This window comes from Methylovorus menthalis (genome assembly GCF_020523625.1).
Taxonomy (GTDB): domain Bacteria; phylum Pseudomonadota; class Gammaproteobacteria; order Burkholderiales; family Methylophilaceae; genus Methylovorus; species Methylovorus menthalis.
Window position 1 is genome coordinate 165199 of the sequence record NZ_JAJAQH010000001.1, and the last position, 13435, is coordinate 178633.

Here is a 13435-nt window from a genome sequence, read left to right on the forward strand (position 1 = left end):
TACATTTATCGAGGTTTTTTGGGCCTTGGGCAGATCAGCGGGCGCCAGGTTGACCGTAATGCGGCGAGCAGGAAACTCGAACTGCGCCGTCTGCAAGGCAGCCCGCACTCTGTCCTTGCTCTCCTTCACCTCAGCTTCGGGTAAACCGACGATCGTAAAGCTGGGTAATCCATTTGCCAGGTGTACTTCCACCTCCACAGGTGGTGCATCCATGCCACACAATGCACGACTTTTGATGACCGCAAGTGACATATTCGGGACCTACCTGTTGGTTTTTTGCAACAAAACTTCAAGTTCTGTCAGTTTTTGTTCCATTTTTTCCAACTTCTGCTGCGCCTCACCTAGCTGTTGCCTTGCAACCCGCAACAAATCGGCCTGTACGTCAAATTCCTCGCGAGAAACCAGCTCCAACTTGGTGAATGCGCCCTGTAATAGTGCATTCAAATTCTTTTCCAGATCACCCAATGGGGATGATTTTGAAATTTCCTTTATTTTCAACGACAAGTCATTCAAAAAATCAGTGTTCATGTTTCATTTACCTCCATCCATTACGCCATATCGGCTGTTATTCAGTGCGCGCATACAACTGTAAACGCACCATAGGGGTGCCGCAAATTATTGTAAACAAGGAAATACTCTCATTGTTTCACCCAGCTCATTACTTTAGCATTGTAACTCAATGTTTTTCCGTGCTTTGTCTTTTTGGCACGAGTGTTGCTTTATGTTTGTTGCTCGTTTTATGTTGTTTTTTTACTCTGAAAGGAAATTCAATGCGTAAATCGCTTTTACTGGTAGCCGTTCTTGGCACCTTCGCAGCACCTGCTGCCGTTTTGGCCGCCGACGCTGCCGCTGAAGAAGCTACTTCGCCACACACTTTCTCTTACAACATTGGCCTCTATAGCCAATACATCTTCCGTGGCTTGACCCAAACTGGTCGCGAGCCAGCTCTGCAAGGCGGCGTTGACTACTCCCACTCCAGCGGTTTCTACCTGGGTTCCTGGGGTTCTAACGTTAGCTGGGTAAAGGATGGCGGCTACAAGCAAGATTCCAGCCTTGAAGTTGACGTTTACGGTGGCTACAAGAATACCATTGGCGACACTGGCATTACTTATGACATCGGTGCCCTGCAATACCTCTATCCAGGTTCCAAGGAAAGTGGCTTGGGCGCTGCTGGCCTGACCGATCCAAACACCACTGAAATCTACGGTGCTCTGGGCTGGAATTGGATCACTGTAAAGAACTCTTATGTTGTTTCCAAGGGTGCTTTCGGTGTTGAAGATGGTCGCGGTTCCAACTATGTTGAAGCTAACGTTCTGTACCCATTCGCTGACACTGGCTACTCGCTGATCGCTCACGTTGGTTATCAGTACTTTGACGGCACATCCACTGCCGGTGCAACTCGCCTCGACAACGACAAGGTATATACCTACACCGATTGGAAACTGGGTGCAGTTAAGACCTGGGCTAACGGCGTTAACGTTGGTGGTTACTACACCGGCACCGATGCTGGTGACGACGGCTGGAAAAATGCTGGTACCAACAACCGCAACCTGGGCCGTGATGCATTCACGTTCTTCGTTCAAAAAACCTTCTAAATTCATTTAACCCTCAAGGTTAAATTGTTTAGTTAAACTGGGATGAGGCGGCTGAGCAACCCGCCTCATCACTTTCAACACTCATCAGGAGACACGCATGAAATTCGTATCCGCGATCATCAAGCCATTCAAGCTTGACGAGGTACGGGAGGCTCTTTCCGCCATCGGCGTACAGGGGATCACCGTTACTGAAGTCAAGGGTTTTGGACGTCAAAAGGGCCACACCGAGCTGTATCGTGGTGCCGAATATGTCGTCGATTTTCTGCCAAAAGTAAAACTCGAAGTCGCCATTAAGGACGACATGCTCGATCAGGTGATTGAAGTGATTGAGAAATCCGCCACCACCGGCAAAATCGGCGATGGCAAAATTTTCATTTTTGATCTTGAGCAGGTTTATCGCATCCGCACCGGTGAAACCGGTCCTGACGCGCTCTAATAGGGGACAGCCATGAAACGATTTTTATCTCTGATTACATTAGTTGGTATGTTGGGCCTGGGCACACTGGGCGCCAGCACCATTGGTTTTGCCGAAGATGAAGCTCCGGCAGCCACCACCACCGAGGCGGCACCTGCTGCTGCCCCAGCTGAAGCAGCGCCAGCCGCTGAAGCAGCTGCTCCCGCAGAAGCAGCACCGGCTGCTGCTGCTGAAGAACCAAAAATGGATACCGGCAGCACTGCCTGGATGATCACAGCTACCGTACTGGTCGTGATGATGGCCGTACCTGGCCTGGCACTGTTCTACGGCGGCCTGGTTCGCACCAAGAACATGCTGTCCGTTGGCATGCAGGTATTCGTTGCTTTCTCCCTGATTTCCGTCCTGTGGGCCGTGTATGGCTACAGCATGGCCTTCTCGGAAGGGAATGCGATTGTCGGCGGATTAAGCAAAGCTTTCCTGGCAGGTGTGACGCCTGACAGCCTCAGCGGTGTTATCCCTGAGTATGTCTTCATCACCTTCCAGCTGACCTTTGCTGCCATTACGCCAGCCCTGATCATTGGTGGTTTCTCCGAGCGTACCAAGTTCCCAGCTGTACTGCTGTTCCTGGCACTGTGGGTGACCTTCGTTTACATCCCTATCGCCCACATGGTTTGGGGCGGTGGTCTGCTGAGCGATGCTGGCCCATTGTTTAACGGTCACGGCGCTAAGGACTTTGCTGGTGGTACTGTTGTTCACATCAACGCTGGTATTGCAGCGCTGGTGGGTGCACTGGTTATCGGCAAGCGCATTGGTTACGGCAAAGAAGCCATGCCTCCACACAACCTGGTGATGACGCTGATTGGCGCCTCCCTGCTGTGGGTGGGTTGGTTCGGTTTCAACGTAGGTAGCGAACTGGCTGTTGACGGTGTTGCTGGTCTGGTTCTGATCAATACACAACTGGCTACTGGCGCTGCTGTTGTTGGCTGGGTATTTGCTGAATGGCTGTTCAAGGGCAAACCAAGCATGTTGGGTGCTGCTTCTGGCGCGATTGCTGGTCTGGTTGCCATCACTCCTGCTTGCGGCTTCATCGGCCCAATGGGTTCCATCATCCTCGGCTTCCTGGCCAGCTTCATCAGCCTCTGGGCCGTTACCAAGCTGAAAAATGCTCTGGGTTATGATGACTCTCTGGATGTATTCGGCGTACACGGTATTGCTGGTATCCTGGGTGCTATTGCAACGGGTGCACTGATGTCTGCAGACTTCGGCGGCGTTGGTTATGCTGAAGGCGTGACCATGAGCCAGCAAGTGACAACCCAAGCCATCGCAGTAGGTATCACTGTGGTATGGACTGGCGTGATCAGCTACATCCTGTTCAAGATTGTTGACATCGTCATCGGCCTGCGCGCAAGCGAAGAGTCCGAGCGCGAAGGTCTGGACACCACTGAACATGGTGAACGTGCTTACCACTACTAAGCCTTAACGCTTAAGTAGCAGTTAGTCAAAACGGGCGCAGCAATGCGCCCGTTTTTTTATTGTCTAGACTCCATCAAAAGCCAACTCCTCTTACAGCCCAGCATCTAATCTCGTTCCGGTTGGCATGATAGGCAGCTGCTTGGTTTTGCACATCAATGGTGCACAAATGCACATTTTTAGCTTTGAGAAGCTATTCATACTCAGAGAATGGCCCCAAAATGGAGGCAGAAAAGCTGGCACAGCGTTTGCTTATGTATGACTAGGCATAAATTGCTCCACACCTCGGTGTTAAGAACATTTTATTGCTCGGTTTCCATGCATTATCTCCTCCTCTTCGGGCGCAATCTGCGCCCGTTTTTTTTAGGCAGATGGATGCAACTAAGCTAAAATCCTACGGACTCATACAATTTGATTGAATATGGTCCCTCATCTCACAACGGCCTTGACTGGCCCCCTGTTATCCCTTGAGCAACGCATGCTGGCAGCCATGCCGCAAATCGAACATTGGTTCCGTAGCCAATGGGCGGAATACAGCGTTCCCTTTTATGCGTCGGTTGATTTGCGCAATGCGGGTTTCAAACTGGCCCCGGTAGATACCAACCTCTATCCCGGCGGATTCAATAACCTTAATCCAGAATTTTTATCCCTCTGCGTGCAGGCCGCCATGAGCGCCGTAGAGAAGATCTGTCCGGATGCCAGGCGTCTGCTGGTCATTCCTGAAAACCATACGCGCAATACCTTTTATCTGCGCAATGTGGCAGCACTGACCAATATCCTGCGGCATGCTGGCCTGGAGGTACGGATAGGCAGCATTTCCCCCGAGATTACCGAACCCACCCATCTGGAAACTCACGATGGCGGCAGCATCCTGCTCGAGCCAGTACAACGCAAAGGCAACCGCCTGGTGCTGGATGATTTCGACAGCTGCGCCATTCTGCTCAATAACGATTTATCCGGTGGCGTGCCGGAGATCCTGCAGGGTCTGGAACAGACCCTGATCCCCCCCTTGCATGCTGGCTGGGCCACCCGCCGCAAATCGCAGCACTTCAGTGCCTACAACCGCGTTGCCAAAGACTTCGCCAACCTGCTTGGCATTGATGAGTGGCTGCTGAACCCATACTTTGATACCTGCAGCGGCCTGGATTTTCATGCGCGCGTGGGAGAAGCCGAGCTTGCGGAAAAAGTGGATCAGTTACTGGCCAAAATTCGGATCAAGTACGCCGAGTATGGGGTTGAGCAAGATCCTTTTGTCATCGTAAAAGCCGATGCAGGCACCTACGGCATGGGTATCATGACCGTGAAAAGCCCCGACGATGTCAAAGACCTCAACCGCAAGCAGCGCAATAAAATGGCTGTGGTCAAAGAAGGCATGCAAGTATCAGAGGTGATCCTGCAAGAGGGGGTATACACCTTTGAATGTATCCATGATGCGGTTGCTGAGCCTGTGGTCTACATGATGGATCATTTTGTGGTGGGCGGTTTTTACCGCGTACATACTGGCCGTGGCATCGACGAAAACCTCAATGCGCCGGGCATGCACTTCGAACCGCTGGCCTTCGAGAAACCATGCTCTCTTCCCGACTGTGCGGGTGCGCCTGATGCACCACCCAATCGCTTCTATGCCTATGGCGTGGTCGCGCGACTCGCCTTGCTGGCAGCGGCAATTGAGCTGCAAGAACACGACCCAGACCAATAATTATGCGGCTACTCTTCATCCTGGACCCGCTGGACAAGCTGGTCAGTTACAAGGACACCAGCCTCGCCATCATGCGCGAGGCAGCACGTCGCGGCCACGCCCTGGCTGTATGTGAGCAACAGCAAGTGCTACTGCGCCATGACAAAGTCACCGTGCAGTATCGCGACTTTGCCTTTGGCGAGCATGGCTATGTGCTGGGAGAGTTGCAGGAAACAGCGCCCGAGCAGTTTGAGGCGGTGCTGATGCGTAAAGACCCGCCGTTTGATAATGAATTTCTCTATAGCACATACCTGCTGGAAATGGCCGAGCGGCAAGGCGCACGCATATTGAACGCGCCACAGGCTCTACGCGGCTGGAACGAAAAACTCTCCATCACCCGCTTCCCACAATTTGCGCCGCCATTTCTGGTAACACGCCAGCGGGCGCTGATTCGTGAGTTTTTGGCCACCCACGGCGATATCGTGGTCAAGCCGCTGGATGGCATGGGCGGCAGTAGCGTGTTCCGCTTAACGCAGCAAGACCCTAACATCGGCGTCATCCTGGAAACCATCACCGATTTTGAGCGCCGCACCATCATGGCCCAGCGCTACCTGCCGGAGATCGTCAAAGGCGATAAACGTATCCTGATCATCAATGGTGAACCCGTGCCGTATGCCTTGGCACGCATCCCGCAAAATGGGGAAACACGTGGCAACCTGGCAGCGGGTGGCAAAGGCGTAGCGCAACTGTTAACCGAACGCGATCGCGAAATTGCCACGACGGTAGGCAAGGTATTAAAAGCGAATGGTCTCTTCCTGGTGGGATTGGATGTGATTGGCGACAGCCTGACAGAAGTGAATGTCACCAGCCCGACGGGCATGGTGGAAATAGCCGCGCAGACTGACTGCAATCCGGCAGTACTCATGGTGGATGCCCTGGAAATATTGCATCAGGCATAAAAAAGCGGCTATTTCTCGCGAAATAGCCGCTGCCTGTCCACCGTAACTTTCAACTATTCTGTCGTAATCTCGCGCCAGCTTGATCGAGTTGGCGTTTGAGAGGTTCCCGGCAATGGTGGTGGAGTACTGGAGGCTAAGGGGGCATTCGTATCCCCACCCACAGTAGATGTGGTATAGCGCAGACTCCCATTGGGCAGGGTATACAACGACAACCCTGTTACCAAACCACCCGACGAGTTATAGCTGCCCTGCGCGCTACTGCCCGCCGTAGTAAATCGTCCGGTTTTGTAATCAAAGAAATATATCCAGCTATCCCCGCCCGGACTGCAGGCATCCCCACTGGGAATCCCACTTGCCACCACCAGTGTCCCCAGTCCCAGCTGGGGATTGACGAATACGCGCTCGCCGGTAGTAGGAAGATCCGCATACCAGCTGCCATTGACACCCGTGCCACTTACGGTAGCCGAGTTCCCCGATTTAGTGATTGTGATGGGATTGGCTCTTGGATTACTAATTGCCGAGCCAGTATCGCGCAGAGCATAAATGCTCTGAACACCAGTCGTTGCCAAGTCGGTCAGTCCGAGATAAGCACCGGTGGCCACATACACGATATGCGCAGTGCTGCCTGAAATCGCACCTAGCTGAGGTTTGGTCGTGATGGGCTGCGCGGTGTTGCCATATTTCAGCTGTGCCAGTGTGGTGACATTGTAATCACTCATGTTAAAGCGCCAGACATTCCCTAACAGATCGCCGCCATATACCTGGGTGATGGTGGCATCCGCATTCGGGTTATCCGCCCAGCCAGCGATGCGGGATAATCCACTCGGTGTCGTCGTATCGCCCACGCCAGTTGACACCTTCTTGATCAGTGCGCCGGTGAGCGCATTGAGCACATACAAGTAGCCTTTGCCATCGCCTGGCGTAACATTGTTATACCCCGATGTAACCATCACCACCCAGGTACCATTGGGCAATTTACCGATCACCGCATTGCCAAAGCTGTAACCCAGGTTGTCATCAGCGACGTCGCAATAGGTACTGTCACTGCAAAACTCCCACAAACCTTTCGGTGCAGTAGGGTCAGTGACGTCAAGTGCGTAGTAGCCACGACCGCCCCCATTCAAGCCACCGACCAGGATGGTTTTCCAACCACCACCAGCAAAGATATCCATGACAATAGGCGAACCATCCACATAGTATTTATGTTTGGAAGAATAATTTTTATCAGCCAGCGCATACATATTCTGCATGACCACCCGCGGCACAAACGCCCAGCGCTCGGCGCCGGTGTCCGTATTGAATGCATGCAACATCCCGTCGTTGCCCCCCACATACAGCGTGCCTGGACGATTGCTATTGGCTGACTTGAATGTCCCATAGCTAGGCGAGACATAATCGCCAAAATTGTAGCGAGGCGCTTTCACATAAGCCGGAATGGAGTTGGCCAAGTCGCCCAGCACGTGATCGCGATCCCGGAAAGCCTTGCCGGCTTGTGGATTGCTTCCCACATTTTCATGCTGGCTTTGGCCGCGCAAGAAATTAATAAGATTGGTAGCGTTATTGGCAATGGTCTGGGTCGTCGAGTTAAGTACCGGGCACTGCGATAGCTTGCTGCACTGGTTGGTAAACAGTAGCACCTCGGTAGAGCTGAGGTTAGCGGTATTAAATGGCACCAAGGCTCGGCTGGTATTCATTTTGTAGATAGTACGCGTATCCGTATCAATACCGCCCTTGGCGTCGAGCTGGCTTTGGGCGGACCAAAGGTTGGCCGAGGTGGCCAAGCCAGTGGTCAAGTCGACGGTGCCCGCGACTATTTCACCATCCCACTTCACCGTGCGATAGGTGGCATTAAAAGCATAGTTATCCCCTGAAGTCAGATTCGGGCTACTGGTGGTCGCGGCAGATGCATCAGTTGACTTGGTATTCACCGCTGCCAAGGCAGTTTGTAACCCGGAAGTTACGGCAGAGGGATCGGATGCGCTGAAATAACGACCTCGGCCATTGACGGCGGCATGCCAGAGATCGTCCACAGCAGTCAGCGTGTCGGCAACCGGCAGGGGCCAATTCTTGACGCCATCGATAATGTCCTTGAAGTCGCCCTGTGGCGTCTGGTAATAAGGATCGTATTCCAGCTCACCATTCAGACCCAGACCCAAGGTAAAGGTCACCATATGCTGCTGGTTGTTATTGTCGGTAGGCGACTTCAACAGATCACTGGCTGGCATGGAAGGCCGCAGGTCGGTCTGGTAATAATACAGGGCCACATCCGCCAAAGTGTTGGTAGCGTTGGCGACGCCGCCATCGTATACACCATCGGCACGCTTGGCGTAGCCGGTGTTGGTGTTGTCCTGATTGCCGATGGCGCTTGTACCATCCAGCTGCACGCCAGCATTCCCATTCCAGTAGCCGTCCGTAGTCAGAATGGTGAAATTCTGCTGGCAGGAATACTGCATCGGGTCATCCGTCGTCATGGAGTTGATACCATTGGTCTTGCCACCATAGTAGCGTCCCACGCGCGAGAGCGCCTCGCGCAAGGGCGTACCACCACTCGGGTCCATGCCATACAGGCGCTGATACCATGTTTTCTTGTTGGTGGCGTTAAAGGTATCCAGCTTGAGGAATTTGCTGGCAGCGGTGTTCAGTGTAATAAACCCCACCCGGTAAGCATCATCCAGCGAGCTGAAAGCCCGACCTGCGGAGCTTTTCATGTTCATCATGCGCGTGCGGTAATAGGCATACCAGTTGGCAAAATTGTTCATTTCCTCGGTATAACTGCAAGTACTGCCACTGCAGTCTGTGCGATTTTCACCCTTGGTAAAAGTAGCCCCGGAAACAATATTCACACGCTTGAATTTTCCATACCGCGCATACCGAAACCCAGTGTTCAGGTTAAATGCAGCCTGGCAACTACCGGTAGCCGGGTTGGTAGTCGTTCCGGCATTGGCATTGCTGGAGCAATACCGCACATACGCCGGAACACTGTAGGTCGTAGTAGCCGCAGCCTGCACATTGCAGGTTTTCAAATCTGTTCTTGTGCAGTATTCGGTAGGGGTAATCAGGTAATAATGCGGAGAGGAATTAATCGTGGCGGGATACCGATAGGTTCCGGTCGTCGAAGTATAAGGCGTGGTTCTGTCATTATCAGGGAAGTCGTAATCGTCATAGGAACCGCTACTGCGATAGTCGACCCCATTACGCTTGCAAGTGGTACCGTTTGAATTGCAGTAAACCCGCTCAGGGAACGCCGTTTGAATATTCACGGTACCCGAAGTCTGCCCACAGCTGGTATTCATCGTATGCCCATTGGTACGCACCGCAGTCCAAGTGGTTTGACTTGGCAGATTGGAAGTCGGGTCACAAGGGTTAACTGGCGGTGTGTACGTAATATTCGGGTTGTAATAGGTACCGTTATGGTAAAAACTGTAAAACGGAGGGTCACCCCCATCCGTCATGGCCGCCCCATCGTCCCGGCCACCTGAGCACTCGGTTGAGCCACTGCTCATGCGGCGGCAGTTGTAGATAGTCCCCGCCGAGTTACTATTGCTTACGTTATCTGGCAAATAGTTGAAATCCATACTGCCCGAATCATCGAGAACGAACATGACATTCGGCTTTACCACGGTGCCTGAATTGTTGGAGATAGGCGCACTGGCGATATCGGTAAGGGCAGCCTCAGTGGGCAAGGCCATAGCCAAGCCCAGCGCAGCCAGAAAAACCGACAACCACTTTCCATGTTTTCTGTTTAGCATTTTCCTGACTCCTAAGGCTTCACTGTAACTGTGCTCTGGGTAATGCTCACCGCATTACGAGGGCCTTTTACACGGGTGGTTACGCGGTAATACACCATGTATGCGCCTGTATAGCCCCCCCCGCCACCGCCTTCCGAGCCTCCGGCGTTCTGCGGGTTGCCATCGGCGATCGTGCGCTTGATGCAGATTTGTCCATTCCCCCCCGTCGGATCAAAGGCGACACTTGCCAGCTTGCACATGCGCTGGATGACATATTGCGTAGTATTGCCCGCACCATCGCTCGACAGCGTGACGGCCTGGGTCCAGGCCGACTCTGCTATCCAATTGCGGTCATTCCATACGGCGAGGGTCGAGCCTGGCGAGCCACCGTTATCAGGCACCGATGAGAAATAACCATTGCCAGGACTATCCGAAGTGAGCGATGGCTGATTGGCAGACAGCCATTGGTAAGCCGTCTGAACTCCGCGGTCCGAGGACATCAATGCTGACTTTTTGAAAGCCACATTGCCCGCAATGATATTGCCGGTATCCACGGAACGCACCAACGCCACTCCTGCCAGCGTCATTGCCACCAGGAAGATTAGGGCTAGGAACAGCACCACACCGCGTTGTGAGTTGGGTAATGAGCGCATGATCAGGGAGTCCATATCAGGTTACGCAAGACATTGGTGGTCTCGAACACCCGATAGCGATAACACTGCCAATCGGCATTGGTGCCCACATTGCTGAAGGTCTTGGTGGTTGTGCCATCCGGCCGCCAGACTGGTAAGGTCGTGGTGACATTGCAGGCGGGTTCGCGCTTGATGCTACGCGCCACCAGACCATAACGTACCGCCTTGACCTGCTCCCAAGCGCTGTTGAGGGCAGCGAAGTTGGCTCCGGTAGGCGTCACCGTATCCCACGTTTCAATCACGTCATCGTTATCGGTATCCTTGCCATACTCGGCCTGCAGGTCGACGATATCAGCGGCAATAATGCTTTGCGACCCCGTCATATTATTGGTTTGCACCAGATTTCTACGCCCGGCGCTATCCTGCACGATGCTGTAACTATTATTAACTGGAGCTGGCCCCAGGTTGAACAACAAGCTACCTCCACCATACACCGGCAGAACGCCATCGTTATAGCGAAATGCCTGTGTTACAGGCCCCAGCTGGTAACTCCCCGTCTCATGTTTCACCCGATCGTCGGTGTTATCTGCACCGCTGTACTGGATCACATCTCCCGTTCCGGTGGTAGCATCCGCCAGCACTAGCACATCCCCCAAGCTGTAGCCATAAACGCTATAGGTTTCCATATTGTTGGAATTGACGTTAATGCTATCTGTACCGCTTCTCATGTCTCCTCGCGTATATTCGGGCACACTGGTAGTGGCGGCATTGCCATAGCTCACAACAATGGTATCGGGTGCATTGGCAGCGCCCTGCATAATCAGGATGGGCGCAAAGACAAAGGGTGTTGCAGCCACCGTGCGTGGACCAGAGTCGTTGATATTAACCGTTCCGCCCATGAAGCCTGAGCCTGCGCAAGGGCCCGTGCAGGCTGTAACGTTCATGCCATAGCCTGCCTGCCGCATATCCTTGTCCATCAGCAGCATCGCCAGGGCCCCATTTTGCTGGGCGTCGCTGCCACTGGTCGTGGTCTGCTTGCTCTGCTCGGTAATGGAAAACACTTGCAAAATGACCAGACTCCCAAGCAGAGCGATGATGATGCCCACCATCAACTCGACCAGACTGAATCCACTGGAAAAACGCTTGATTGTCATTATGTCTTTCCGCTGATATAGGAGACCGAACGGAAATTGTGCCGGCCTTCATTGGCCGTCGCCCCAGGCGCCTGCCAGAAAATACTCACTGTTACGGTCCAGCCATTGGCGGCACTGCCAGCGACGGTTATGGTAGGCGGGTTCAAGTTGCCTTGCACATTGACCCCCGGCAAGGTGTTGATATTGGAAAGCCAAGGTGCGAGTGCTGTTGCCGTCCCACCGGGGTAGGCATAGGTCGAAATATTGGGCACGTCGGCCCACATGAGAGAGACAATGCGCTCGGCATACAGGCTGGCCTCCAGGCGATATTGGGCGTCGGCCACGGTTTTGATCGCCGAGGCATGCAAGCCCACAATCGCCAGAATTCCTATCGAAAAAATCAGGATGGCAATCAGGCCCTCCAGCAAAATAGAGCCTTGCTGGGCAGACCGCTGTTGATGTGGCACAGGAATCAGCATTTACGGCCATCTCCACTCAAGGTGACATTCGGATCACAGCTGCGCACTGTGGAGCCGCGGATTTGAATACGCAAATCCTTGCTTTGCTCAGTAGTAATGCTGTCGTTATCAATCGTGATGTCGCTGATGGAACTCGCCAATGACACACCACCAACATCCGGATCCGGTATACGACCCAGACCATTAAAGGTAATAGTGGCAGCGCCGCCGGGGATCACCGTGGTTTTCACCGAGCTCGCGCTTTCTGAAGCTTCGCGGCTCTGGATAATGGCCGGGCAATCCTGCAGGCCGTCGCCATCGTTATCCCCCACCGCAGTCAAGCAGCCCACGCGCCATCCAGTCTGGTCTACCAGGGTAAAACGCACTTGGGCATTCCGCCGCACCGCCTCAGCCCGCGCAAGCTGCAGGCCATTCAGAATAGCCTCGGATGCCGACCGGATTTGCACATTCGCCATGAAAATACGAAAGCTGGGAATCGCCACTGCTGCCAAAATGCCGACGATACTGATCACAATCAGTATTTCAATCAGCGTGAACCCTGACGCACGAGCGGTTGGCATTAGCAGCTGCCCCCTGCCTTGGTGAGCCAACAGGTCGCCGAAGTCTGGGTCGTACTCCCAAACTTGGTCTGTGAGGTTTTCGCATTGTTCTGATCTATGGTGTAGATAAAGTTGAGCATAGGGCCAGTACCTCTGGCAGTGATCGTGTAGCTCTGCCCGCCATTATTGGTTACGCACGCCACATCAAAATGATCAACTGGTGAGGGCATCGCACCGCAAGCCCCTCCATTCACATATGTACGGTTATCCTGATAATAGCGTTCCATGCGGTTACGCATTTGCGACAACTCCGCCGTTGCCTGGGGAATCTGAGCCCGCTTCACGTAATCGGTGTAACTGGGATAGGCGATGGCAGCCAGGATGCCAACGATGGCAACTGTAATCATCAACTCGATCAATGTAAAACCAGCTTGCTGGCAATCTCGGAATACTTGGCGCATGGCATAACCTTTCTGGGTAGCTTGATCATGCTTATCTTAGCGTGCAAACGCCAGTCCCGCCCGACGTATGGTCAATTTTGGGCGATAAGCGGCATGGAAGGCTTACGCAATGCGATAAAAAGGCTTTGTGCTAAAATGAAGCGGCTTTCACTCGTACAGGCATACCCTTCATGCGCGCAGTTCTCATCGGCCTTTTATTCTCTATCAGCTTGGCTGCCTGTGGCACCAAGGGGCCGCTCTACATCCCCGAAAAGCAATACCCGCTCGACCCTGCCGAGCGGAAAGCGGTACCAAAATCTCCCAAACAAAATAACGATCAGGTGCCTTAATTCAGTGTTAATCCTGA

The 13435-nt window shown here is 53.3% G+C and carries 13 protein-coding genes and 1 pseudogene; 6 read left to right on the forward strand and 8 right to left on the reverse strand.

The features are described from left to right. Positions 1 to 24: 24 nt before the first annotated feature. A pseudogene (locus LG204_RS00745) lies at positions 25 to 252 on the reverse strand (magnesium chelatase domain-containing protein); the annotation flags it as partial. Positions 253 to 261: 9 nt separating this feature from the next. Beyond that, the gene (locus LG204_RS00750; protein WP_230335482.1) at positions 262 to 528 is read right to left on the reverse strand and encodes an accessory factor UbiK family protein; all 267 of its coding nucleotides are present in this window, start codon (positions 526 to 528) and stop codon (positions 262 to 264) included. A gap of 242 nt (positions 529 to 770) precedes the next feature. Between LG204_RS00750 and LG204_RS00755 the strand changes: the two genes are divergently transcribed. The 5 genes from LG204_RS00755 to gshB all read left to right on the forward strand — a co-directional run bounded on the left by LG204_RS00755 (position 771) and on the right by gshB (position 6117). After that, complete coding sequence (locus LG204_RS00755) at positions 771 to 1595, forward strand: TorF family putative porin (protein WP_230335483.1); 825 nt, start codon at positions 771 to 773, stop codon at positions 1593 to 1595. 97 nt (positions 1596 to 1692) lie between these two features. Next, positions 1693 to 2031, forward strand: a complete 339-nt coding sequence (gene glnK / locus LG204_RS00760) for a P-II family nitrogen regulator (protein ID WP_013443291.1) — start codon at positions 1693 to 1695, stop codon at positions 2029 to 2031. 12 nt (positions 2032 to 2043) lie between these two features. Beyond that, on the forward strand, positions 2044 to 3483 hold the full coding sequence (locus tag LG204_RS00765; RefSeq protein ID WP_230335484.1) for an ammonium transporter: 1440 nt from the start codon (positions 2044 to 2046) through the stop codon (positions 3481 to 3483). A 418-nt stretch (positions 3484 to 3901) separates the two neighbouring features. After that, complete coding sequence (gshA, locus tag LG204_RS00770) at positions 3902 to 5179, forward strand: glutamate--cysteine ligase (protein WP_230335485.1); 1278 nt, start codon at positions 3902 to 3904, stop codon at positions 5177 to 5179. Between the two features lie 2 nt (positions 5180 to 5181). Next, complete coding sequence (gene gshB, locus LG204_RS00775; protein WP_230335486.1) at positions 5182 to 6117, forward strand: glutathione synthase; 936 nt, start codon at positions 5182 to 5184, stop codon at positions 6115 to 6117. A gap of 53 nt (positions 6118 to 6170) precedes the next feature. Here gshB and LG204_RS00780 read toward each other — a convergent pair whose 3' ends face one another. Genes LG204_RS00780 through LG204_RS00805 form a run of 6 tightly spaced genes read right to left on the reverse strand, consistent with a single transcriptional unit; the run spans position 6171 to position 13089 of the window. After that, the gene (locus LG204_RS00780; RefSeq protein ID WP_230335487.1) at positions 6171 to 9866 is read right to left on the reverse strand and encodes a pilus assembly protein; all 3696 of its coding nucleotides are present in this window, start codon (positions 9864 to 9866) and stop codon (positions 6171 to 6173) included. An 11-nt stretch (positions 9867 to 9877) separates the two neighbouring features. Continuing rightward, positions 9878 to 10498: a pilus assembly PilX family protein gene (locus tag LG204_RS00785; RefSeq protein ID WP_230335488.1), complete on the reverse strand. Its 621-nt coding sequence runs from the start codon at positions 10496 to 10498 to the stop codon at positions 9878 to 9880. A 2-nt stretch (positions 10499 to 10500) separates the two neighbouring features. Next, positions 10501 to 11631 (reverse strand): PilW family protein, encoded by a 1131-nt coding sequence (locus LG204_RS00790; protein WP_230335489.1) that lies wholly within the window; start codon positions 11629 to 11631, stop codon positions 10501 to 10503. Next, positions 11631 to 12089 (reverse strand): type IV pilus modification PilV family protein, encoded by a 459-nt coding sequence (locus LG204_RS00795; RefSeq protein WP_230335490.1) that lies wholly within the window; start codon positions 12087 to 12089, stop codon positions 11631 to 11633. The genes LG204_RS00790 and LG204_RS00795 overlap by 1 nt, the downstream gene beginning before the upstream one ends. Next, positions 12083 to 12649, reverse strand: a complete 567-nt coding sequence (locus LG204_RS00800) for a GspH/FimT family pseudopilin (protein ID WP_230335491.1) — start codon at positions 12647 to 12649, stop codon at positions 12083 to 12085. The genes LG204_RS00795 and LG204_RS00800 overlap by 7 nt, the downstream gene beginning before the upstream one ends. After that, positions 12649 to 13089: a type IV pilin protein gene (locus LG204_RS00805; protein ID WP_230335492.1), complete on the reverse strand. Its 441-nt coding sequence runs from the start codon at positions 13087 to 13089 to the stop codon at positions 12649 to 12651. Before LG204_RS00805 ends, LG204_RS00800 begins: the two co-directional genes overlap by 1 nt. 170 nt (positions 13090 to 13259) lie before the next feature. Here LG204_RS00805 and lptM point away from each other — a divergent pair, with 170 nt between their 5' ends. After that, on the forward strand, positions 13260 to 13418 hold the full coding sequence (gene lptM / locus LG204_RS00810) for an LPS translocon maturation chaperone LptM (protein WP_230335493.1): 159 nt from the start codon (positions 13260 to 13262) through the stop codon (positions 13416 to 13418). Positions 13419 to 13435: the final 17 nt, after the last annotated feature.

Coding starts and splice junctions, on each gene's coding strand:
- LG204_RS00750 (WP_230335482.1), bottom strand. CDS start 528: ATGAACACTGATTTTTTGAATGACTTGTCGTTGAAAATAAAGGAAATT.
- LG204_RS00755 (WP_230335483.1), top strand. CDS start 771: ATGCGTAAATCGCTTTTACTGGTAGCCGTTCTTGGCACCTTCGCAGCA.
- glnK (WP_013443291.1), top strand. CDS start 1,693: ATGAAATTCGTATCCGCGATCATCAAGCCATTCAAGCTTGACGAGGTA.
- LG204_RS00765 (WP_230335484.1), top strand. CDS start 2,044: ATGAAACGATTTTTATCTCTGATTACATTAGTTGGTATGTTGGGCCTG.
- gshA (WP_230335485.1), top strand. CDS start 3,902: ATGGTCCCTCATCTCACAACGGCCTTGACTGGCCCCCTGTTATCCCTT.
- gshB (WP_230335486.1), top strand. CDS start 5,182: ATGCGGCTACTCTTCATCCTGGACCCGCTGGACAAGCTGGTCAGTTAC.
- LG204_RS00780 (WP_230335487.1), bottom strand. CDS start 9,866: ATGCTAAACAGAAAACATGGAAAGTGGTTGTCGGTTTTTCTGGCTGCG.
- LG204_RS00785 (WP_230335488.1), bottom strand. CDS start 10,498: ATGCGCTCATTACCCAACTCACAACGCGGTGTGGTGCTGTTCCTAGCC.
- LG204_RS00790 (WP_230335489.1), bottom strand. CDS start 11,631: ATGACAATCAAGCGTTTTTCCAGTGGATTCAGTCTGGTCGAGTTGATG.
- LG204_RS00795 (WP_230335490.1), bottom strand. CDS start 12,089: ATGCTGATTCCTGTGCCACATCAACAGCGGTCTGCCCAGCAAGGCTCT.
- LG204_RS00800 (WP_230335491.1), bottom strand. CDS start 12,649: ATGCCAACCGCTCGTGCGTCAGGGTTCACGCTGATTGAAATACTGATT.
- LG204_RS00805 (WP_230335492.1), bottom strand. CDS start 13,089: ATGCGCCAAGTATTCCGAGATTGCCAGCAAGCTGGTTTTACATTGATC.
- lptM (WP_230335493.1), top strand. CDS start 13,260: ATGCGCGCAGTTCTCATCGGCCTTTTATTCTCTATCAGCTTGGCTGCC.